General features: G+C 62.8%; 17 protein-coding genes. 10 read left to right on the top strand and 7 right to left on the bottom strand.

Translation table 11 applies throughout. The features are described from left to right. Positions 1-53 precede the first annotated feature (53 nt). The 7 genes from AC239G_RS02875 (at position 54) to AC239G_RS02905 (ending at position 7447) form a co-directional block, all read left to right on the top strand. Positions 54-1781 carry a nitrite/sulfite reductase gene (locus tag AC239G_RS02875; protein WP_487489748.1) on the top strand — a complete coding sequence of 576 codons (1728 nt, stop codon included), beginning with the start codon at positions 54-56 and terminating at the stop codon, positions 1779-1781. Next, positions 1778-2500, top strand: a complete 723-nt coding sequence (locus AC239G_RS02880; protein ID WP_376905578.1) for a phosphoadenylyl-sulfate reductase — start codon at positions 1778-1780, stop codon at positions 2498-2500. The genes AC239G_RS02875 and AC239G_RS02880 overlap by 4 nt, the downstream gene beginning before the upstream one ends. Continuing rightward, positions 2497-3462, top strand: a complete 966-nt coding sequence (gene cysD / locus AC239G_RS02885) for a sulfate adenylyltransferase subunit CysD (protein WP_487489749.1) — start codon at positions 2497-2499, stop codon at positions 3460-3462. The genes AC239G_RS02880 and cysD overlap by 4 nt, the downstream gene beginning before the upstream one ends. Beyond that, entirely contained in the window at positions 3462-4841 is a 1380-nt protein-coding gene (locus tag AC239G_RS02890) for a sulfate adenylyltransferase subunit 1 (RefSeq protein WP_487489750.1), read from the top strand. Before cysD ends, AC239G_RS02890 begins: the two co-directional genes overlap by 1 nt. Then, positions 4838-5647 carry a uroporphyrinogen-III C-methyltransferase gene (gene cobA / locus AC239G_RS02895; protein WP_487489751.1) on the top strand — a complete coding sequence of 270 codons (810 nt, stop codon included), beginning with the start codon at positions 4838-4840 and terminating at the stop codon, positions 5645-5647. Before AC239G_RS02890 ends, cobA begins: the two co-directional genes overlap by 4 nt. Beyond that, positions 5644-5970 (top strand): ferredoxin, encoded by a 327-nt coding sequence (gene fdxA, locus AC239G_RS02900; protein ID WP_487489752.1) that lies wholly within the window; start codon positions 5644-5646, stop codon positions 5968-5970. The genes cobA and fdxA overlap by 4 nt, the downstream gene beginning before the upstream one ends. Positions 5971-6040: 70 nt before the next feature. Continuing rightward, entirely contained in the window at positions 6041-7447 is a 1407-nt protein-coding gene (locus AC239G_RS02905; RefSeq protein ID WP_487489753.1) for an FAD-dependent oxidoreductase, read from the top strand. Between the two features lie 349 nt (positions 7448-7796). On the opposite strand, the gene AC239G_RS02910 is transcribed toward AC239G_RS02905, so the two are convergent. The 6 genes from AC239G_RS02910 to AC239G_RS02935 form a co-directional block, all read right to left on the bottom strand. Further along, positions 7797-8780 carry a glutamate cyclase domain-containing protein gene (locus AC239G_RS02910; RefSeq protein WP_487489754.1) on the bottom strand — a complete coding sequence of 328 codons (984 nt, stop codon included), beginning with the start codon at positions 8778-8780 and terminating at the stop codon, positions 7797-7799. Then, a complete protein-coding gene (locus AC239G_RS02915) occupies positions 8777-10048 on the bottom strand; it encodes an aminotransferase class I/II-fold pyridoxal phosphate-dependent enzyme (RefSeq protein ID WP_487489755.1) in 1272 nt (423 codons plus the stop codon). Before AC239G_RS02915 ends, AC239G_RS02910 begins: the two co-directional genes overlap by 4 nt. Positions 10049-10112: 64 nt before the next feature. Continuing rightward, positions 10113-11423: an MFS transporter gene (locus tag AC239G_RS02920; protein WP_487489756.1), complete on the bottom strand. Its 1311-nt coding sequence runs from the start codon at positions 11421-11423 to the stop codon at positions 10113-10115. 85 nt (positions 11424-11508) lie between these two features. Then, entirely contained in the window at positions 11509-13002 is a 1494-nt protein-coding gene (locus AC239G_RS02925) for an aldehyde dehydrogenase family protein (RefSeq protein ID WP_487489757.1), read from the bottom strand. A gap of 56 nt (positions 13003-13058) precedes the next feature. Beyond that, positions 13059-14027, bottom strand: a complete 969-nt coding sequence (locus AC239G_RS02930) for an NAD(P)-dependent oxidoreductase (protein ID WP_487489758.1) — start codon at positions 14025-14027, stop codon at positions 13059-13061. Positions 14028-14080: 53 nt separating this feature from the next. Then, positions 14081-15004 (bottom strand): LysR family transcriptional regulator, encoded by a 924-nt coding sequence (locus tag AC239G_RS02935; RefSeq protein WP_487489759.1) that lies wholly within the window; start codon positions 15002-15004, stop codon positions 14081-14083. A 272-nt stretch (positions 15005-15276) separates the two neighbouring features. Between AC239G_RS02935 and AC239G_RS02940 the strand changes: the two genes are divergently transcribed. The 3 genes from AC239G_RS02940 to AC239G_RS02950 all read left to right on the top strand — a co-directional run bounded on the left by AC239G_RS02940 (position 15277) and on the right by AC239G_RS02950 (position 19864). Continuing rightward, positions 15277-16119 (top strand): glutamate cyclase domain-containing protein, encoded by an 843-nt coding sequence (locus tag AC239G_RS02940; RefSeq protein ID WP_487489760.1) that lies wholly within the window; start codon positions 15277-15279, stop codon positions 16117-16119. 615 nt (positions 16120-16734) lie between these two features. Next, the gene (locus AC239G_RS02945; protein WP_487489761.1) at positions 16735-18363 is read left to right on the top strand and encodes an APC family permease; all 1629 of its coding nucleotides are present in this window, start codon (positions 16735-16737) and stop codon (positions 18361-18363) included. Between the two features lie 169 nt (positions 18364-18532). Continuing rightward, positions 18533-19864 (top strand): hypothetical protein, encoded by a 1332-nt coding sequence (locus AC239G_RS02950; protein ID WP_487489762.1) that lies wholly within the window; start codon positions 18533-18535, stop codon positions 19862-19864. Between the two features lie 95 nt (positions 19865-19959). On the opposite strand, the gene AC239G_RS02955 is transcribed toward AC239G_RS02950, so the two are convergent. Then, positions 19960-21942, bottom strand: a complete 1983-nt coding sequence (locus tag AC239G_RS02955; protein WP_487489763.1) for an acetoacetate--CoA ligase — start codon at positions 21940-21942, stop codon at positions 19960-19962. Between the last annotated feature and the right edge of the window lie 145 nt (positions 21943-22087).

The raw sequence follows: 22087 nt of genomic DNA on the forward strand, positions 1-22087 counted from the left end.
TCATTCATGTAGCGTGATTCATCACTGGTTCCCCTCAGCGTTTGGAGACAGCAATGTCCACTCAGGTGGAAGAGAACAAGGAAACGGCAGGTAAACAGGCCACAAAGCGGCCCGCCCGCCCGAAGAAGTCCAATGGGCAGTGGAAGATCGACGGCCATGAACCGTTGAACAAAAACGAGATCGACAAGGCCGAAGACAACGGCCTCAACGTTCGCGCCCGGATTGAGACCATCTACTCCAAACGTGGATTCTCGTCGATCGACTCCGACGACCTGCACGGCCGCTTCCGCTGGTGGGGCCTGTACACGCAGCGCAAACCCGGAATCGATGGCGGCCGCACCGCGAAGCTCGAGCCGCATGAGCTCGAGGACGAGTACTTCATGCTGCGTGTCCGCATCGACGGCGGAAAGCTCACCACCGAGCAGCTGCGCACGATCGCCGACATCTCCACCGAATTCGCCCGCGACAGCGCCGACCTCACCGACCGCCAGAACATCCAGCTGCACTGGATCGAGATCGAGAACGTCCCCGAGATCTGGCGCCGACTCGAAGCCGTCGGCCTGCAGACAACCGAAGCCTGCGGCGACGTCCCCCGCGTCATCCTCGGCTCACCCGTCGCCGGCATCGCCGCCGACGAGCTCATCGACCCTACACCGGCGATCGAAGAGATCTCACGCCGCTACATCGGCGACCAGAGCCTGTCGAACCTGCCCCGCAAATACAAGACCGCGATCACCGGCCACCCCAGCCAGGACGTCGTCCACGAGATCAACGACTGCTCCTTCGTCGCCGTCGAACACCCCGAACACGGCATCGGCTACGACCTCTGGGTCGGCGGCGCCCTGTCCGTCGTCCCCCGCTTCGCCGAACGCCTCGGCGCCTGGGTCGCCCCCGACCAGGTCGTCGAAACCTGGCTGGGAGTGACCTCGATCTTCCGCGACTACGGCTTCCGCCGCCTGCGCAACAAGGCCCGCCTGAAGTTCCTGCTCGCCGACTGGGGGCCGGAGAAGTTCCGCGAGATCCTCGAGACCGAATACCTCGGATACAAACTCGCCGACGGCCCGGCACCGGCCAAGCCGATCACCGCCGGCGACCACGTCGGCGTGCACAAGCAGACCGACGGTCGCTACTACATCGGGGTCAGCCCCGTCGTCGGCCGCGTCTCGGGCACCCTGCTCGGCCAGGTCGCCGATCTCGCCGACAAGTACGGCTCCACCCGCCTGCGCACCACCCCGCACCAGAAGTTCCTCCTCCTCGACATCGAGGAGAAGGACGTCGAAGCCGTCGTCGCCGAGCTTGACGCCTTGGGCCTCTCCAGCCGCAAGGACCTCTTCCGCCGCTCGACGATCGCGTGCACCGGCATCGAATACTGCAAACTCGCCATCGTCGAGACCAAGCAGACCGCAGCCGACACCATCACGAAGCTCGAGGAGCGCCTCGCCGACATCGAGGAGCTGCCCCACCCGATCAGCTTCCACCTCAACGGCTGCCCGAACTCCTGCGCCCGCATCCAGACCGCCGACATCGGGCTCAAAGGCCAGATCGTCACCACCGACGAAGGCGAACAGGTCCCCGGATTCCAGGTCCACGTCGGCGGAGGCCTGGCCTCGAAAGACCGCGACGAGGCCGGACTCGGCCGCACCGTCCGCGGACTCAAGGTCACCGCCGAGAACCTCAGCGACTACGTCGAGAAGCTCGTCCGTCGCTTCCTCGCCGGGCGAGGCGAAACCGAGACGTTCTCCGAATGGGCCCACCGCGTTGACGAGGAGGAACTGGTATGACCCGCCCCATCGAGGAACTCAAGGCCCTCGCCGAGGCGGGTGCCCGTGAACTCGCCGGTGACCCGGAGAACGGTGTTCCCGAGGCCAACCCCGCCGACGTCATCCGCTGGGTGTCCAGGAACTTCGACACCGCGGCCTGCGCCGTGGCCTGCTCGATGGCCGACGCCGCCCTGCCTCACTACGTCGCCCAGTACCAGCCCGGAGTCGACGTCCTCTTCCTCGACACCGGCTACCACTTCCGGGAGACCTATGACACCCGCAACGAGGTGGCCCGCCGTGTCGACGTCCACATCGTCGACGTCCTCCCGGAGCAGACTGTGGAAGAGCAGGACGCCGAGTTCGGCAAGGACCTCTTCGCCCGTGACCCGGGCCTGTGCTGCGCCCGCCGCAAGGTCGCACCATTGAAGAAATCGCTGAACGGCTACGAACTCTGGTTCACCGGAGTCCGCCGTGACGAGGCCCCGACCCGGACGAATACGCCGCTGATCACCTTCGATGAGAAGAACGGACTCGTCAAGGTCAACCCACTGGCCGCGTGGTCCTTCGATGACCTCCTCGACTACTCCCGCGCCTTCGACGTCCCGGTCAACCCGCTGCTTGACCAGGGGTACCCGTCGATCGGCTGCCAGCCCTGCACTCGCCCCGTCGCCGAAGGGGAAGACCCCCGCGCCGGCCGGTGGGCCGGATCGACCAAAACAGAATGCGGACTCCACACATGAGCATCGACACCCAGTTCAACCACGACACCCACACCACCACCGAGGCGGCGCCCACCCACAACTCGGGTGCGAGCCTGTCCACCCTCGACGTCCTCGAATCCGAAGCGATCCACATTATCCGTGAGGTCGCCGCCGAGTTCGAACGTCCCGTACTGCTGTTCTCCGGCGGCAAGGACTCCGTGACGGTCCTCCACCTCGCGGCGAAGGCGTTCTGGCCGGCGAAGATCCCGTTCGGACTCCTCCACGTCGACACCGGACACAACTTCGACGAGATCATCCGCTTCCGTGACGAGACGGCGGAGAAGTACGGCCTCGATCTCACGGTGGCGAAGGTCCAGGACTACATCGACGACGGTCGCCTGCGCGAACGCCCTGACGGAACCCGCAACACCCTGCAGACCCAGCCGCTGCTCGACGCCATCACCGGCGGGAAGTTCGACGCCGTCTTCGGCGGTGCCCGCCGCGACGAGGACAAGGCCCGGGCGAAGGAACGGATCCTGTCCCTGCGTGACGAATTCGGCGGCTGGAACCCCAGCAGCCAGCGCCCCGAACTGTGGAACCTCTTCAACGGCCGTCACCTGCCCGGCGAACACGTGCGCGTGTTCCCGATCTCGAACTTCACCGAACTCGACGTGTGGAGCTACATCGCACGCGAAGGCATCGAACTGCCCGAGCTCTACTTCGCCCACGATCGCGAAGTCTTCCAGCGCGACGGCATGTGGTGGGCCACGGGCGAATTCTCCACCCCGCGCGACGGCGAGACCGTCACGACCAAGAAGGTCCGCTACCGCACCGTCGGCGACATGAGCTGCACCGGTGCCGTCGAATCGAGCGCCGATGACCTCGAGTCCATCCTCGCCGAGGTGGCCGCCACCACTGTGACCGAGCGCGGAGCCACTCGCGCCGACGACCGGATCTCGGCCGCGGCGATGGAAGACCGCAAGAAGGACGGGTACTTCTGATGACGACGACAACCACCACCGAAACAACCGCCACCGAGGCGACGCCGACCTTGGATACGACGACGAAGACGCTGCTGCGCTTCGCCACCGCCGGATCCGTCGACGACGGGAAATCCACGCTCGTCGGCCGGCTTCTCCACGATGCGAAGGCGATCCTCGCCGACCAGCTCGCCGCCGTGACCGCCACCAGCCGGGAACGCGGATTCCTGGGAGGTGAGTTCGACTTCGCTCTGCTCACCGACGGTCTGCGGGCCGAACGCGAACAGGGCATCACCATCGACGTCGCCTACCGGTACTTCGCCACCGACCGTCGCTCGTTCATCCTCGCCGACTGCCCCGGACACGTGCAGTACACCAGGAACATGGTCACGGGAGCCTCGACCGCCGATGCCGTCGTCGTCCTCATCGACGCCCGCACCGGCGCGACCGAACAGACCCGCCGGCACCTCACCGTCGTCTCCCGACTGGGCATCCGCCACGTCATCATCGCCGTCAACAAGATCGACCTCATCGACTACGACCAGGCGGCGATCGAGACGGTCGAGAACGACATCAAGGCACTCGCCGACGAGATCGGCCTCGAGACCCCGCATCTCATTCCGATCTCCGCCCTGGCCGGGGACAATGTCGCCACCACCTCGGACAACACTCCCTGGTACTCCGGTCCGGCGCTGCTCGAACTCCTCGAGACCCTGCCGAGCACGGACGAAGACACCGCCGACCTCGAGGCCTTCCGCCTCGACGTGCAGACCGTGCTCCGTCCGCAAGGGGGACTGGCACCGGGACTCGACCCCGAGGAATTCCGGGACTACCGGGCGGTGGCCGGACAGATCACGGCCGGGCGGGTCAGCCTCGGCGATGAGATCGAGATCCACCCCGCCGGGCTGAAAACGACGGTGACCGGCATCGATACCGCCAGCGGTCCCCTTGAGACCGCGAGTGCGCCGCTGTCGGTGGCGCTGCGGTTGGCCGATGACGTCGATACCGCCCGTGGCAGCGTCATCGCCGCGGCCGGCACCCTGCCCACCCCGCGCCGGGAACTGCGCGCCGAGGTGTTCCCCTTCACCGCCGAGGGCCTGCGCACGGGGGATCGGGTGCTCATCAAGACGGGGACGACGACCGTGAAGGGGATCGTCACCATCGAGGCCAAACGCAACCTCGAGACCTCCGAGACCGAACCCGCCGAGGTGCTCGCCGGCAACGACATCGGCCTGGCCCGGGTGAAGCTGTCCGCCGAGCTGCCGGTCCCGGACTTCCGCGACCACGGCACGGCCGGAGCCTTCGTCGTCATCGACCCGCAGTCGGGCAACACCCTCGCTGCGGGAATCCACACCCCCGAGGTGGCCCCCACCCCCGAATCCACCGAGGACCAGTCATGACACTCTTCCTCCCACAGCAGCCGGGCACGGTGCTGCTCGTCGGTGCCGGACCGGGCGATCTCGGACTGCTCACCGTCACCGGTCTGCGCGCATTGGAACGCGCCGATGTCATCGTGGCCGACCGCCTCGGCGCCAGATCGGTCATCGATCAGCTCGAAACCGAACGTGGTGCACCCCTCGATGCGCAGATCATCGACGTCGGCAAGCTGCCGGGGCACCATCCGGTGCCGCAGAGCGGGATCAACGACATCCTCATCACACAGGCGAAGCTCGGCCGTCGGGTCGTCCGTCTCAAGGGCGGGGATCCGTTCGTCCTCGGACGTGGGGGAGAGGAGGTCATCGCCTGCCGGGCCGCCGGAGTCGATGTCCGCGTCGTTCCCGGGGTGACCAGCGCGAACTCCGTTCCCGCGGTCGCCGGAATCCCGCTCACCCACCGAGGCGTCGCCACCTCGTACACGGTCGTGACCGGTCACGACCAGCTCAGCGAGATCGGCGGGGGACGCGACCACACTGTCGTCGTGCTCATGGGAGTGGGCACACTCATCAACTCGGCGATGGTGCTCGCCCGATCCGGGCGCGGCGACGACTGCCCGGTCGCGATCGTCGAAGACGGATTCGGTGAGAACCAACGAGTGACCATCGGCACCCTCGGCGACATCGCCTTCCGCGCGGCTCGCCGAGGCGTCCGGTCACCGGCCGTGATCGTCGCCGGTGATGTCGTGACCTTGAGCCCCTACGCCGATGGTGCGTTCACCCAGGCGACCGAGCCTGCCGCATCGGCATCCGAACTCGTGAGGAACCCATGACCTACATCATCGCCCAGCCGTGCGTGGACCTGAAGGACCGAGCCTGCATCGAGGAATGCCCGGTCGACTGCATCTACGAAGGCACTCGCTCCCTCTACATCCACCCCGACGAATGCGTCGACTGCGGAGCGTGTGAACCCGTGTGCCCCGTCGAGGCGATCTTCTACGAAGACGATGTGCCTGATGAGTGGGAGGCCTACTACAAGGCGAACGTCGAATTCTTCGACGACATCGGCTCCCCGGGCGGAGCTGCCGCCCACGGGGTTGTCGACAAAGACCATCCCTTCATCGCAGCTCTGCCGCCGCAGAGCGCGGACGACTGAACACCCCGCGACTGACTTCTCAATGACGACGAGCGACACTTCGCTCACCTCCGACTGATCAAGGAAAACCATGCCCGCTATTCCCTTCAGAGTGGCCATTATCGGTGCCGGTCCCGCCGGCATCTACGCCGCCGACCTGCTGACCAAGGCCGAACATGACCTGGAACTGAGCATCGACCTGTTCGAACGCCTGCCCTCTCCCTTCGGGCTCGTCCGCTACGGTGTCGCCCCCGACCATCCGCGGATCAAGGGCATCATCAATGCGCTCATCAAGGTCCTCGACCGTGGTGACATCCGCCTGTTCGGCAACGTCGAATACGGGGCCGACATCAACCTCGGCGAGCTCACCGACCGCTACGATGCGGTGATCTTCTCCACCGGCTGCTTCGTCGACGCACCCCTGTCGCTGCCCGGCATCGACCTGCCCGGTTCCTATGGTGCCGCCGACTTTGTCAACTGGTACGACGCGCATCCTGATGTCGCCCAGACGTGGCCACTGGATGCGGAGAAGGTCGCTGTGCTCGGCAACGGAAACGTCGCCCTCGACGTGGCTCGGGTGCTCGCGAAGCAGGCCGATGACCTGCACACGACGGAGATTCCCGATCACGTCTATGAGGGCTTGAAGTCCTCGAAGGTCACCGATGTCCATGTGTTCGGCAGGCGTGGTCCTGCGCAGGCGAAGTTCACTCCGCTCGAGCTGCGTGAGCTCGGTCAGGTCGAGGACGTCGACATCATCGTCTATCCCGAGGACTACGAGTTCGATCAAGGGTCGCTCGAGGCCATCGAGTCGAGTAACCAGGTCAAGCAGGTGACGAAGACGCTCACGGACTTTGCGATGCGGGAGGAGACCGGAGCCAAGCGCCGGCTGCACCTGCACTTCCTCCACGCACCGGTGGCAATCCTCGGCGAGGATCGGGTGACCGGGCTGCGCACGGAACGTCAGGAACTCGATGGAACCGGTGGGGTCACGGGGACGGGGCAGTTCCACGACTGGGACATCGACGCCGTCTACCGGGCGGTCGGGTATGCGGGCACGAAGCTGCCGCAGCTGCCCTTCGACGAGGCCAAGCGGGTCATCCCCAATCATGAGGGCCGTGTCGTCGACACGGACGATCAGACGCAGGCTGCCGAGGCGGACGTCATCCCCGGCGTGTACACGACCGGGTGGATCAAGCGGGGACCCGTCGGGCTCATCGGGCACACGAAGGGTGATGCCCTGGAGACGATCGGGCACATCCTCGACGATCAGGCCGCCGGTGCGCTCACCGACCCCCTGTACGCGGGGGAGGAGTCGATCGTCGAGCTGCTCGAGTCCAAGGGCGTCGACTTCGCGGACTGGGAAGGCTACCACCGGCTCGAGGCTGCGGAGAAGGCCCTCGGCGAGGCCGAGGGGCGTGAACGGGTAAAGATCGCGACCCGTGAGGCAATGCTCGCCGAGGCGCGTGCTCACCTCACCGCGGACGCGAACGCGGGCTGAGGTCGTCTAGCCGCAGGGGATTGGGGCGGAGCGCCGGTCTAGTTCGTGCTCCCCGTCGTTCAACGGCCAATCGGGTTATCGATGCGAGATAGCATCGATAACCCGATTCGTCGTAGAACGACTTTGTTGACCTGGAGAGTTCCTGAATCGGTGGATGGGTATTCTCAACTCGGCCGAACTCAAGAAGACGTCGCAGGATCACGATTGCAGGATCCTATTTATGCCGCACCCGAACCTCGAAGGATGTCTGCCGGAACTGACCCTGCCCTCTTGCGTGGAAGTTGCTTCCTCTTCGGATGCGGACGTTCAAGACGTCATCGCTCAATCGGCAGTCTTTGTCGCCGTCCAGTTAGATTGCGTTGCGGACAGCAGCGTGCACCATCTCAGCAAGGGCGACGTGTGTTTGTGCAGGTATTCCGTCGACGTTGCTGTCGATGACCCCTGCGACTGAATTGATCATCCCGAGATCTGTACCTCGCTGAAGGAGTCGAGACTCCGCCTCGGCGGTATGAACCAGTCGCGCGTCGCCGAGGCGCGCTGCCAGCGATGCCACTATGCCGTAGCAGCCCCAGTTCGAACACGCGGCCGGTACGAGGATGTCCGTCTCGGAAGTTGCACAGATCGTGTCGCCGAAGCGGACGTAAGCGTGCACGGCTTCAGCGATGAGTCCCATGCCGATTTCGTTTCCGCCGTCCCCGACGGCCACTGTCGGAATCTTTCTTTCTCGCGCAGCGTCCCAGAGCAAGTCGATGCGCGCACGCCCCATTCCGTAATCGATAGCGCGCATGCTGTAGTACACGCCATCTGAAGCTCGTCCCACCCGCTCAGTCGAGAATGCAAGAGATGGGTCAATTTCGTCGAGGAGCCTTGCCGAGGCAGCCGGTGCCTCCTCGTCTGTGACAGGAAATGGAACCACCGAAGCTACCGCGAGAGAGGAATCTGCGGCGGCGATCCGAGCCTGCTCGAGTGGAAGCACGGTGAGGCCGGCGCTCGTGAGCATTGAAGCAATTCCCGGTAGCAAAGTCGCCTCGGCCACGAGGACGGGCAGAACGCTGGCCGAGATGGAGAGGGCTCGAGCCACAACTGCCGCTCCTGCTGGACCATCGTTCTCTCCAACTTCCGGAGAGATCCACGCACGGGAAACCGATCCCGTTGTTATCAGTACGGTGGATCCGTTTGGGACAGAAGCGAGGGCGTCAGCTGCTGCCCCGACCAGTGGCTGGTCGATGCGATGACGAGCCGCCTGATACAGGTGCTCCACCCCACGTCCGCCGAGATCGAGCGTAACGAGCCGGTCGAGCCTCTCGTCGATCGGGCTGAAGTTTTTCGTCATCCTTTTCCTCCCACAATGAGTTCAGCGACCTGGTTATGGTCGGTAATGATGTCTGCGAGTTTCTGAGAGCTTGCTGCTACTGCCTCAGCGACCGCAGTGACTCCTCCGACACGGGCTATTGCCCCGGTTGTAGGTTTGAGGCGGAGCGATACGCGGGCTCCTGGCTGCCCGTGCGTGTTGACCGTAAGGATTCCGTAGTCGCGCAACAGCAGAGTACCCAGCGCTGAGGTCGCCTCGGCCGGCACAATTTTCGTAGAGTCAAGGCTGGCTCTGCGGAGGATGTCAGCGAGTACGTCGTCTTCGAGCACCATGGGTCCGAGGTCGCTGGTGTGCACTACATCGGCCGGGTACTGCTCGGATAAAGCGGCCGCTAATTCCTGTCCTTCTCGAGCTTCTTGCCGCAGGAGCTCCGGCTGGAAGTTTTGGAGAGACCGTAGCGCTCCAGCCGCAATTGGGGCGCGTGCTTCCATACCGAAGCTCGCGCCGGTGGCGGCGACCTTCGCCACAAAGTCTCCGCGGCCCATGAGCAGACCAGCGCGGGGGCCCGACAGGCCGGCCTTGTCGCAGTTCGTCACCGACAGATCGGCGCCAAGATCCAGCGAGAGCTTGCCATCGTAGAGCACCGGACGCAGACGTGCGCCATAGGCTTCATCGAGCAGGACAATAGCGCCGTTTTCGTGTGCTCGTGCCACCGCACCAGCGATGTCGCTGTCGTTCATGCGCTCGAGACCACTGGTCACTGTTGTGACAATGACGAGAGCCGGAGAATGCTTGGCAATAGCTTCCTCCCAGGCATCGTCGATCTGGACCGAGACGAGTTCTGCACCGGCCAGTCTTGCGCCGTGCACGACCGAGGCATGTGAGCGGCCTCGCCTCGGTGAGATCGAGACGACGGGTGAGGAATCCGAGAGTGCGATGATGCTGGCAATGATTCCAGCGCTTGTTCGGTTGAAGACGGCTACTTGGTTGGCTGGATCGCCGCCGAGATGCGCGAGTGCAGCGCGATGGAGCTCTTCGGCGAATATTCCTGGTCCGACCCACTCTTCGCAATGGGTATGGATGTCCTGCGCACGGATAGGGAAGTCTCTTTGGTTGCCGCTGAAGATCGAGATAGATTCCGGACCGCTCTGTGCAACGCGTTGTGCTGCTATGCGTTGGCCGTTTTTGAGTCGGAGCCCCTCTTCGGTGGCTGACTTGATGATTGTGCCGCGGGCGAACCCGGCGACAGGGTCGATCGGATTGCCGAATGTGTCGGTAGTCGTAGGCAAGGTTCTGCTTTCTAGGAGGTGTGTCGTGACATTGCTGTGGGCTCAGCGGCGACGTCGTGTCGGTTCAGTAGTCGATCGATGCCCGATAGGTTTCCTTGAGCATCGTCACGGCGATGAAACTGACGACGGCTGCTCCTACGACGTACCAGGCCACTGCATTGCTCGTGCCCGTAGCCGCCACGAGGGACGCTGCGATGAGCGGTGTCGGACCGCTCGAGATGATGCCAGCGGTCTGATATGCGACCGAGGCGCCCGAGTACCGGTAGCGGGTGGGGAACTGCTCGGCGTAGATGACTCCGTGCAGCGAACCAACGGAAGCGTGGCCGATGCCCAGACCGAGGACGAAAGCGAGAATGATGAGTGTTTCGTTCCGCGAATCGAGCATGAGGTAGAACGGGAAGGCGAAGAGTCCGAGGAAGATCACGCCGGAGATGTAGACCTTGAGGCGGCCGATCTTGTCCGAGAGCCACCCGAAGAATACCTGCATGACAAGATCGACTGCTGCCCCGAAGAGGAGAGCCGTGGTTCCGACGCTGCGGGGGAGGTCAAGGACTTCCGTGATGTAGGTGAGGCTGTAAACGGTGATGAGGAAGTAGCCGACGTTCGAGGCGCTCTGGAGCAGCGATAGCCAGATGATCTTCTGCCATGCGTGTTTGAACGCTTCGACGATTGGGCGGGCGGCCTTCTCTCCCTTGTCCTCGATCTTGGTGAAGACCTCTGGTTCGACCACTTTGAGACGGATGTACATTCCGATTCCCATAAGTAGGAAAGCGACAAGGAACGGGATTCGCCAGCCCCAGACGAGGAACTGCTCGTCGGGCAGGCTGGAGACCAAGGCAAAGACTCCCGAGGAAATGAGGAGCCCGGCGGGGACCCCTGCCTGCATCCAGCTTCCGTAGAAGCCGCGGCGGTGCGCTGGGGCGTGTTCGACTGACATGAGTGCAGCGCCACCCCATTCGCCACCGAGCATGAATCCCTGCACAACGCGGAGGAGGATGAGGAGAACCGGTGCCCAAATCCCAATAGTGTCGATTGAGGGGATACACCCGATGAGGCCGGTGCAGATGCCCATTCCGAGAAGGGTGATGATGAGCATCTTCTTACGGCTGACCTTGTCGCCATAATGGCCGAATATGACCCCGCCGAGCGGCCGCAGAAGAAAAGCTACGGCGAAAGACGCCAGCGACACGACCGTGGACATCGTAGGTCCGAGGTTGTCGAAGAAGACATGTGGGAAGACGAGTGCGGCGGCTGTGCCGTAGATGAAATAGTCATACCATTCGACAGTGGTTCCGAGGAACGAACTTGCCGCGGCCCTCAACGACGGGGGCTGTTCGTTCGGTCTGATCGTTGCTGCTTGTTGTTGGTGAGACATGTGATTGCGCCTTTCTAACGCTTCCGATCACTGCGCTGTGAGGAAGGTGTCGCCCGGCGGACTGCGAATCCGCCGGGCGGGACGATTATGAGACCCGGAAGGTGATGCCCTTACGAGTGGTGTAGGACTCCAGCGCTCCTTCGATCGAGTATTCGCTTCCGATACCGCTTTGTTTGACTCCGCCGTAGGACATACCGGGCACCTGGCCGCCGGCCTGGTTCACCTGGATCCAGCCTGCTTCTAGGGCCGCCGTGACTCGCAACGCGGTTTTCGAATCGTGGGTGAAGACGTAGGCGGCTAGGCCGTAATCGGTATCGTTGGCCGCGGTGATGACCTCGTCCTCTTCGGACCAGGGCATGACGACGAGGACGGGTCCGAAGATCTCTTCCCTGGAGATTCGCCAGGTGTTGTCCACGTCGGTGATGACAACAGGTTTCGGTGCCAGAGAATCAACGTCGTCGACAGGAGCAGGAACGTCTCCCGCTGCGAAGGTAGCGCCGAGGTCTTTCGCCTCTGTGAGGAATGAGCGGATCTCTTCGTAGCGTTCCTCGTTGATGACTGCGCCAACGTCTGATGCCTCGTCGAGGGCGTCGCCGATGACTAGCTCGTTCACAGCAGTGATAAGTCGGGGCATCACCTGTTCCCACAACGACTTGTGGAGGAATAGGCGGGAGCCGGCGGTGCATGATTGTCCTTGCCGGGCGAACCTCAGAGCACCGACGAGGTTTGCTACGAGCCCATCGAGTTCGTTTTCGTTCCGAGCCGCGTCGGGGAAGACGATGGATGGGCTCTTACCGCCGAGCTCCAGAGTGGCATGGCCGATACGATCGGCGACGGCGTGGCTGATCGAGCGACCGACTTCGCTGCTGCCAGTGAACGAGACCTTGGCTACCCGCGGGTGGTCGGCCAGGGCGGAGCCTGCGACCGATCCGGGCCCGGTGGTCACGTTGAGGACTCCAGCGGGAAGCTGATCTTGGGCGATCTCGATCATGCGGATGACAGCTAGGGGAGCGTCTTCGGCGGGCTTGAGGACTAGGGTGTTGCCTGTTGCCAGAGCCATGCCGATTTTGACGGCGGCAAGGACGACAGGTGAGTTCCAAGGAATGATCGCTCCGACCACGCCCAAGGGTTCGCGGGTCGAATAGCTGAACATATCGGGGCCGAGGGGAAGAGTTTCTCCTTTTTGTTCTGAGGCGGTCGCCCCGTAGTAACGCAGCACCTCGACAGCACCGTTGATCTCACCGCGGCTCTGTGTGCGCAGCGCGTTTCCGGTCTCGGCCGCCAATAGTCTGGCGAGATCTTCCGCATGGCCAGAGACGCGTTCAGCGAAGGCAGTCAGCGCGGCGCCGCGACTTCGGGCAGCCTGCTTTCTCCATGCTGGGAACGCCTGTGCCGCGGCGGTGACGGCCAGGTCGACGTCTTCGGCTCCCGACGAGCCGATTTCGACAATGGGCTGACGGCGGGAGGGATTGGTGATTGAGATCGTCTTGCCGGACGAGGGGGCGATCCACTCTCCGTTTACGAGGAGGCCGGTGAGCGCTTTGTTCGGGAGGACGATGTCGGCGGTTGATGTGTTCATTTTTCGTGTTTCCGTTCATAGAGACGGCTGAAGCGGTGCCGTCTGGACTGTGGGCGTCAGAGGGAGAGGTGAACGCCGTTGAGGTTTTCGTAGACCTGGGCAACGCCGGTCGAGTCGGCGGAGCCGTAGCCGCTTCGAGCTGCAGAGTTGTAGATTTGGCGGGTGATCTGGCCGAGGTACATCGGTTTTGCGCCGAATTCCTCAAGGGCGAGACCGAGGTCCTTGTTCATGAGGTCCAGTGCGAAGTTCGCGGGGCGTTCTTGGGATAGGAGCGTCACGGGAAGATAGTCGAGCATCTTTGACCCGGCTAGCCCCGCGCTGAAGACTTCGCGCAGAACATCGAGGTCGGCGCCGGAAGATACTGCAGCGGTGAGTACCTCTCCCAGTGCTGCGGTATTGATTGCGGTGAGAAGGTTGTGGGCGAGTTTGGTCATCTGCCCTTTGCCTGTGTCCCCGCAATGAACGATGCGTGACGATATCACTTCGAGAACTGGGCGGACTGCTTCGAGAACACCGGAGTCGCCGCCGGCCATGATGACCAGTGTTCCGGCCTCTGCCCCGGCGGGGCCCCCACTGACGGGAATGTCGAGGAAGTCGATGCCCGCAGCTTCGAGAGTTTTAGCGGCGCTCACCGTCGTGGTCGGGTCTACGGTGCTGGCGTCGACGACGACCGTGCCGGGTGCTGCTGATGTGACGATCTCAGATACCACTTCGGAGAAGATCATTGGGTGAGGCAGGCTGGTCAGGATGATGTCGGCTTGTCGGCTGGCTTCTGATACCGAAGTGGCGCTGCTGGCTCCCTGGTTGACGAGCTTTTCCACAGTCTGCTCGTTGAGGTCGAAGACAGTGACATCGTGGCCTGCTGTGATGAAGCGCGTGGCCATACGGCCGCCCATGTTTCCGGCGCCGATTACGGCGATTCTTTTGTTCGACACTTGATCTCTTTCAGGACTTTCATGGGCGCGGCTGGCGGTTGAGCGGGCCGTGCCTCTCGTGCAGTTTCCTGACCAAGTTACCGGCGTCACAATACGAAACATAAGACGCTTAAAAGTTACATAACACGTAATATTCGCTTACGTCAGTCTGATTCGACTTCTCCAGGAGTCACCTCATGCAGTGCGTGGAGACTTGCTGCGATACCAGGCCGTTTGGAACTTCCCTTGGCAACTGCCGCTGTGATCTTCCGGTTCAGTGTTGGATTGATTCTGCGATAGACGATGTCTTCTGTTGGCGAGGAGGCGGTGAGGCCCGGTACGAGTGAGATTGCCCATCCGCTCTGGACGAAGCGAAGGGCTGCGGCCGAGCTTTGGCAACTGCAAACCACGCGGGGATTGAATCCCGCCTGCCGACAGGCATTGACGATGTAGTCGTAATAGGCGCCGGAGGATTCGTTTATGACCCAGTTCTCTTCGGCTAATTCTGCGAGCTCCACGGGCGCGGGACCGTTCTTGGGGGCCTGTGCGAGACGGTGATCAGCAGCTACAGCTAGACAGAATTCGTCAACAGCCAAAGGAAAGTAGTCGAGGGAGCCCGCAGAGCTTTGGGCATCAACGAGGTCGTCAATGACGGCGACGTCGACAGAGTTCGAGAGAATTCCGCGCTTGGCCTCTGTCGGCTCCAGCTCCGTGAAAAAAGGTTCGAGATCAGGGTAGTTCTTCTGGAGAAGGGCGATGAGTTGCGGGGCTACACTCATGGCGAATGATCCGAAAGCTGCGATCCTGACGGGGCCCGTTGGTCGGTCACGGAGGCTGGCCAGGTCCGCTTCGATTGTCTCGACGTGTGCCAGCAGTTCTCGAGCGCTGTTGGCGAGGCGCTCGCCTGCTTCAGTGAGGCGGACACCGCGCGGGACACGTTCGAAGAGTGTGAAGCCGACTTCGCGCTCCAGCTGAGTCAAGTGCTGTGAGACCGCGGGCCTGGTGAGGTGGGCGGCTTGGGCGACGGCCGACATCGTACCGAGGTTCGAGACATCCAAAAGCAGTTTCATGCGCCAGAGATTGAGCATTGCCTGAACACCCTAATGTTGGAAGTTGATGTAAGTCATACTTACCTTACTGGGAAGCTATGGTGCTCTTTTCGTTTAAGGTCGGCGCCAGCACAATGGTCCTTATGCCTTTATCTTCACTCGGTGCTATGCGCGAATCAGGCAGTTGGACGCGGCTTGGAGAGGGAATCGATCGACTGGTCACCATTGAATTCCGCCCTAGCCGGGATTCGGTCCCACCCGGCCTTGTAGCGCCGCTCTATCAGGTCTGTCGTCAGTGGCAGGGAGCGCCGTTGAGTATCTCGGCCGCCGAGATCCTACTTAAGCACGCGCGATCACAACCGGTGCTCATCGTGACGGGCGCAGGAACCGCACCGATACTGCCAGAAGGAGAGACCGACGGTCCGCCTGGAGCGGTCGCACTGATGCAGGCTGTGCGTGAAGCGGTCGACGCACACCCGATCGTGGTCACTGAGCAGGCACACGCACGCGCAGTGTCAGGAGGCTTGGCAACCGCTGGAATCAATGAAAACAGCCTTCGCCTCTTCCCCCGGGTAGGGCGGGAAGAATCCGTATGGGCAGCCGAACGGCTGATTGCTGACACCAACCCGGCGGTCATCGTCTTCATCGAGCGTGATGGTGCGAACAAGGAGGGGCGCTATCACGGGGTGAGGGGCAATTGCCGCCCAGCGGGGTCGGTGGCTGGACTTGACGTCCTAGCGGACGCGGGCCGCGCAATGGGTGTCCCAGTTATCGCGATCGGCGATGGTGGTAATGAAGTCGGCTTCGGCGCGATGCGTGAAGAGGTGCAGGCGATCTTCCCCGACGGTGCAGTCTGCCAAGATGGGTGCGCTTCGGGCCGAATCACTTCCGTCTGTGCCGATATCGCAGTCAGCGCAGGAATTTCGAACTGGGGTGCCTACGGTGTGAGCGCTGCGATTGCTGCCGCAACAGGCACTCACACTGCACTCATCGACCCGGACATGGGTACTGGTCTCATCGATGCGTGTCTTCGGGGCGGTGCTCTTGATGGGGCACTAGGACAAGCGGCGCGAAGTGTTGACGGGGTCGGAATTGAAACGAACAGAGCGATCCTAGTGCTGCTTCACGAGCTTGTCCGAATGAGTCAGGTGTAGAGGGGCGCCTGCTATTGCTGCCAATCAGATGTGACCGCTTGAAATTGTGGGTGAGGAGAGGCCGAGTGTCAGCCGACACCAGAGGCACCCTCAGAATCAGTTCGCCAACTCGTTCTATTGCCGTGGTCGCCGCCAGGAACTGCGAGCCGCGCACCTGCGGGGGACCAGGGCGGAACGCCGGTACTGGTTCGCGCTGCCCGTCGTTCAACAGCCAGTCGGGTTATCGATGCGAGACAGCTTCGATAACCCGATTCGTCGTTGAGTGACGTCGCTGCCCTGGAGAGTTCCTGAAGTGGCGGCCCTTCTCCGGCGAAGCGGCCCGGCAAGGTTGGTGTCAGCCCAACCCACCAGAACTACCCGACTCACCCCTGACGCGAACGCGGGCCCACAATCGCAAACCTCACATAGTGACCCTCAATGTTCCACCATTCGACCCCGAACACCTAAAAGGCGTGTTCGGTGTCAAATGCGTCTGTGACCTGGCCGTATAACTCGGCTATGTAATTGACATCACGTTTCGACAGGAGAAAGCTGGCGGCGGAAACTCAGCCGTCACTACCTAGGGAGGCCCTGGTGCCCTCACGCAATTCCCTGTCATCGGGCTCGCATACCAGCGTGACAGTCGTCCATGACAAAGGACTCAAACGCGATATCGGCAAGACCGGCCTGCTCTTCACCGGAGTCGGGTCGATCATCGGCTCCGGTTGGCTTTTCGGTGCCTTCGATGCCGCGAGCATGGCCGGACCGGCCGCGATCCTGTCGTGGGCCCTGGGCGCGGTCCTCATCATCTTCGTGGCACTCAACTATTCCGAACTTGGTGTCATGTTCCCCGTCGCCGGCGGTGTCGTGCGCTACCCGCACTATGCCTTCGGTTCGTTCGCCAGCTACACCAGCGGGTGGATCACGTGGCTGTCGGCGGCGGGAACCGTCGGCATCGAGGTGCTCGCCGCCGTCCAGTACGCCTCGAGCTACATGCCGTGGCTGATGGAGTCGAAGGAAGGCGTGCTCGTCCTCACGGTTCCGGGCATCTTCGTGAGCATCGCGATGGTCGCGGTCTTCTGCGTCATCAACATGTTCGGCGTGAAGTTCTTCGCCCAGTTCAACAACGTGCTCGTGTGGTGGAAGCTGATCGTCATCGTCCTCGTGTTCATCGGACTGGCGCTGCTGGCGTTCAACCCCGGTCACTTCCACATGCCCGAGTTCGGCGGTTTCGCCCCCAACGGCATCGCACCGATCTTCGCGGCCCTGCCCGCGGCGGGCATCGTGTTCTCCTACCTCGGATTCCGACAGGGAGTGGAGTTCGCGGGTGAGACGAAGAACCCGCAGAGGAACGTCCCCTTCGCCGTCATCGGTTCGATCGTGCTCACCGGCATCATCTACATCATCCTGCAGGTCGCTTTCATCGGCGCCATCCCCACCGAGCTGCTCAAGGACGGCTGGGGCGGACTGTCGTTCTCGAACTCGGCGGGGCCGTGGGCGGAGATCGCGATCATGCTCGGCGCCATGTGGCTGGCGATCATCCTCTACATCGACGCCGTCGTCTCCCCGGCCGACACCGGTCTGATCTTCACCGCGCTCACCCCGCGTCTGTCGTATTCGCAGGCCCGCGTGGGCAATGCGCCGAGTGCCATGACGAAGCTGAACAAGAAGGGCATCCCGTGGTTCGGTCTGCTCATCACGTTCATCGTCGCCTGCTTCCTGTTCTTCCCATTCCCGTCGTGGGCGAAGATGGTCGGGTTCATCACCTCCGGAACCGTCATCTCCTTCGGCTCCGGTCCGATCACGGTGGCCGCCCTGCGCCGTCAGCTGCCCGATCAGGAGCGTCCATTCCGCCTGCCTGGTGGAGATGCCCTGCCGTTCCTCGGATTCCTCGCTGCGAACCTCATCGTGTTCTGGACAGGGTGGGACACGAACTGGAAGCTGTTCCTGGCGATGGCGCTCGGCTACGTGGTCCTCGGCCTGCACTATGCGTTCAGCGACCGCAGCAAGATCCCGCCGCTGCAGTTCAAATCCGGTTGGTGGATGATCTTGTGGCTCGGCGGACTGGCCGTGCTCAGCCTGCTGAGCAATTACGGTGAGGGCGCCATGGGCGTGCTCACGTTCGGATGGGGCGAGCTGGTCTGCACCATCTTCACCGCCATCGTCTTCTACGTCGGCATCAAGACCCGCCTGAAGTCGGAGGAAGTCGTCACCAACGTCGAGAACACCAAGGAGACCGCAGCCGAACACATCGACGGAGAGTGACCTCGTCGACCCAGCCGACGTGAAGGACTGAAACCCTCGCCGAGGCGGCCCGACCCCGTACATCCACGACAGTGGAGTACGGGGTCGGGTTCGTTGTGTGTCAACGTGCATGGCCTGGCTGAGAGGAGTCCGATACGGTTCGAGAAAGAGGCCCCTGACACGGAGGACGATGATGACCACATTCGACAACGGACTCACCGCGATAGAACTGACCGATCAGGAACGCAAAGCCCTGCAGGAGCTGTCAGAGTTCCCCTTCTTCGACGCGGTGCTCGGACGCCGCTCACGTCGGTTCCCAGTGGGCGGAGAGATCCCCGACGGGGTTCTGGCGTTCAAGAGCCGGAAAGAATCCCGTCCACTGACCGACCTGCAGCGTGCTCTGGTGCTCGCCACGGTCACCGGACAGACCGGATGGCACTTCGGCATCAGCAGACATCCCGGGTATGCACCGCAGTTCCCGAACTACAGCGGATCAGCGATCGGACGCACTTTCCCGTCGGCCGCGGGCTTCCACACGACTCAGTTCTTCTTCACCGACGATTCGGGCACGTACTTCCTGCCGACTCGGGACGATGTCCTCGACCAGCAGCTCGATTTCAACACCTTTGAGTCAGGCGACGCAGTGGAGGATGCACTCAACGCGGTTCTCGCGCGCGCCGTGCGGATCAGTGACGAACGCCTCCACCTGCCGCGCGAACAGCCGTACTTCGAGGGACACAACACGTGGATCGGCAACTGGCCGGGTTCGCTGCTCGTGATCCCCGTGGCCGACCTCGCCCAACAGACGCTTCTCAACATCGCCTTCTTCTCGCAGAACGGCTACATCATCTACGACGACGTCAACGACCGTGAAATTCCCGGGCTCGAGAAGTACCGCCATCGACTGGTCCACTTCGACGATCCGCAGCCGTTGAGCTTCGTCGAACAGTACTCATTGGCCGAGGCCAGTGCCGAACTCATGACCTCCAGTTATGTGGGGCATCTGGCGCTCGGCGCGATCGGCCTGGGCGGTTGGAGCTTCGACGGCATCGACCGGCTGTCTGTCCTCGGTGCGTCCGACAACCCCGAAGTGCCTGGCTTGGGCTTCCGGTACGACAACGATGAGCGGTGGGCCATGCCCAATCCGACCGGTCGCGACGGAGTCTTCGAGACCTTAACCAGGCCGCACTTCGGGTCGATGCGAAAAGTCGTGGAAGCTCTTGCCGAACGGAAGTTCGGTCCGGGAGGGCCGTTCAATCCCGCCACCCCGGGTCCGTGGAAGGACTCCGAGACGGTCCGAAGCGCGGCGGCGCCCTTCGACGACGAGTTCATGGAACTCCTCACGGTGCAGGCCGAATACGTCGACGAGACATTCGGCAAGTTTCCGGGCACCGTTCCCTCGGTGTGGATCATGAACTATCTCCAGGCACAGCATCTTGACACCGACTTCTACGACGAGAAGTTCAGCCCTGGCGCGTACTTGAGCACTCATGCGAGAGAACAGGAACGCTGGAACAGCTGAAGAACCAAAACCCTCGCCGAGGCGGCCCGACCTCATACATCCACGAACAGTGGAGTACGGGGTCGGGTGCGTTCAGCTCGATTTCGAGTGCAGGGTCAGTCGCCCGTCCCACCCGCAAACCGCGCAAAGTACTCCAGCGCCTCGAACGAATCCACAGCATCCGGATTCGCGACCTTGGCCAGATCGTGCCCCTGGATGAGTCGCTTCACCGGGACCTCGAGCTTCTTTCCAGTCTTGGTGTGCGGGATCGCCGGGACCGCGATGATGTCGTCGGGCACGTGCCGCGGCGACGCCTTGGACCGCAGCTCACCAGCAATCCGCGACTTCAAAACAAAATCAAGCGAAACCCCGTCAGCCAACACGACGAACAACGGCATCCAGTACCCGCCGTCGGGCTGCTCGGCACCGATGACCAGGGACTCGGCCACCTCGGGGATGCCGTCGACGACGTCGTAGATGTCGGCGCTGCCCAGGCGCACTCCCTGTCGGTTGAGGGTGGCGTCCGAGCGGCCGGAGATGATGACGCTACCGTGGTCGGTGATGGTGATCCAGTCGCCGTGGCGCCAGACTCCGGGGAACATCGAAAAGTACGTGTCGCGGTAGCGCGCACCTTCCGGATCGTTCCAGAACTTCACCGGCATCGACGGCATCGGTGCGGTGATGACCATCTCGCCGACTTCGTCGATCAACGGCTGACCGTTATCGTCCCAGGACTCCAACGCCACACCGAGCACCGGCCGTGAGAGCTCCCCGGCCCAGATCGGACAGTTCGGCGCGGATCCGGCGAAGCCGCTGACGACGTCCGTGCCGCCGCTCGTCGAAGCCAGCTGCACGCGCTCGCCCACGGCATCGCGGACCCACGGGAAGCAGTGGGCGGGCACCGGGGCGCCGGTGGCACCGATCGTCCGCAGCGCGGAGAGGTCGAACTCCTTGCCGGGTTCGATCCCCGCCTTCATCCCGGCCAGGAAGATCCCGGGACTCACCCCGAGCACATTGGCCTTCGTGTCCGCGGCGATCTCCCACAGCCGACCCGGCCCCGGATAGAGGGGACTGCCGTCGAAGCACACCGTGGTCGCACTGCCCACCAGCGCCGAGGCGACGAGGTTCCACATCATCCAGTTCGTATTCGTGTACCAGAAGAACCGGTCACCCGGTCGGATGTCGAGGTGGAGACCCAGCAGGCGCAGGTGATCGATGACGACCCCGCCGTGGCTGTGCACGATCCCCTTGGGAATCCCCGTCGTGCCCGAGGAGTACAGCACCCACAGCGGGGTATCGAAATCGACGCGCGCGAACTCAAGTTTGGCATCCCCCGAGGCGGTATCGTCCCAGGCTGTGAGGTTCATGATCTGACCGTGTTCATCGATGAATTCCTCGCCGAGGTTGCCCACCCCGACCACGGCCCGCAGGCTCGGCATCCGGTTGGCCAAATCCGCGACCTGGTCTCGGCGGTCGAAGGCCTGTCCGTTCCACAGGTAGCCGTCGGCAGCGAAAAGAACTTTCGGTTCGAGTTGGCCGAGTTTTGTTGCGGCACCTTCGGCGGCGTAGTCCTGGGCGCAGGCGGACCAGATGGCCCCGACCGAGGCGGAGGCGAGGAATGCGATGAGTGTGTGGTGGGTGTTCGGAAGGTAGCCGACGACGCGGTCGCCTTCTCCGACTCCTTGGGAGCGCAGCCAGGCGGCGACGGATCCAACTTGGCGGCGCAGGTCGCGCCAGGTGGTCTCAAGGCGTTCGCCAGATTCTTTGATGGTGATGATGGCTGGTTCGTCGGCGAGTTTGTCGTCGAGGCCGGCACGCAAGGCGTGTTCGGCGTAGTTGAGTCGGGTACCGGGGAACCAGGTGGCGCCGGGCATGGACCGATCAGCGAGGACCTCGGTGTAGGGCTCATCGGCGATGACGTCGAAGAAGTCCCAGATCGCACCCCAGAACCCGTCGAGGTCGCTGACCGACCAGTTCCACAGATTGTCAAAGCCGTCCATGGTTTGACCGGTGCGCTGATTCGCGAAGTCGATGAAGTCGGCGATCTGCGGACGTGGAATCTGGTCTGGATCGGGAAGCCAGATCGGTTCAGCGGTCAATTCTTCTCCTCAGCACTTCGGTGGGCGATAGACGAGATCTCCACCAGCTGAAAAAGGCGGCCTCAAACTGCGGTGGAGACATTGAGTCCACCCTACGCCGCCGACGTAAGTAACGGCCCTACGAAGCCGTCCACAACGCAACTGC

The sequence above is a fragment of the Brevibacterium sp. Lmc1 genome (assembly GCF_057654315.1).

Excerpts from the sequence above, each read along its gene's own strand:
- AC239G_RS02875 (WP_487489748.1), top strand. The coding sequence starts at position 54 with ATGTCCACTCAGGTGGAAGAGAACAAGGAAACGGCAGGTAAACAGGCC.
- AC239G_RS02880 (WP_376905578.1), top strand. The coding sequence starts at position 1,778 with ATGACCCGCCCCATCGAGGAACTCAAGGCCCTCGCCGAGGCGGGTGCC.
- cysD (WP_487489749.1), top strand. The coding sequence starts at position 2,497 with ATGAGCATCGACACCCAGTTCAACCACGACACCCACACCACCACCGAG.
- AC239G_RS02890 (WP_487489750.1), top strand. The coding sequence starts at position 3,462 with ATGACGACGACAACCACCACCGAAACAACCGCCACCGAGGCGACGCCG.
- cobA (WP_487489751.1), top strand. The coding sequence starts at position 4,838 with ATGACACTCTTCCTCCCACAGCAGCCGGGCACGGTGCTGCTCGTCGGT.
- fdxA (WP_487489752.1), top strand. The coding sequence starts at position 5,644 with ATGACCTACATCATCGCCCAGCCGTGCGTGGACCTGAAGGACCGAGCC.
- AC239G_RS02905 (WP_487489753.1), top strand. The coding sequence starts at position 6,041 with ATGCCCGCTATTCCCTTCAGAGTGGCCATTATCGGTGCCGGTCCCGCC.
- AC239G_RS02910 (WP_487489754.1), bottom strand. The coding sequence starts at position 8,780 with ATGACGAAAAACTTCAGCCCGATCGACGAGAGGCTCGACCGGCTCGTT.
- AC239G_RS02920 (WP_487489756.1), bottom strand. The coding sequence starts at position 11,423 with ATGTCTCACCAACAACAAGCAGCAACGATCAGACCGAACGAACAGCCC.
- AC239G_RS02925 (WP_487489757.1), bottom strand. The coding sequence starts at position 13,002 with ATGAACACATCAACCGCCGACATCGTCCTCCCGAACAAAGCGCTCACC.
- AC239G_RS02935 (WP_487489759.1), bottom strand. The coding sequence starts at position 15,004 with ATGCTCAATCTCTGGCGCATGAAACTGCTTTTGGATGTCTCGAACCTC.
- AC239G_RS02950 (WP_487489762.1), top strand. The coding sequence starts at position 18,533 with ATGATGACCACATTCGACAACGGACTCACCGCGATAGAACTGACCGAT.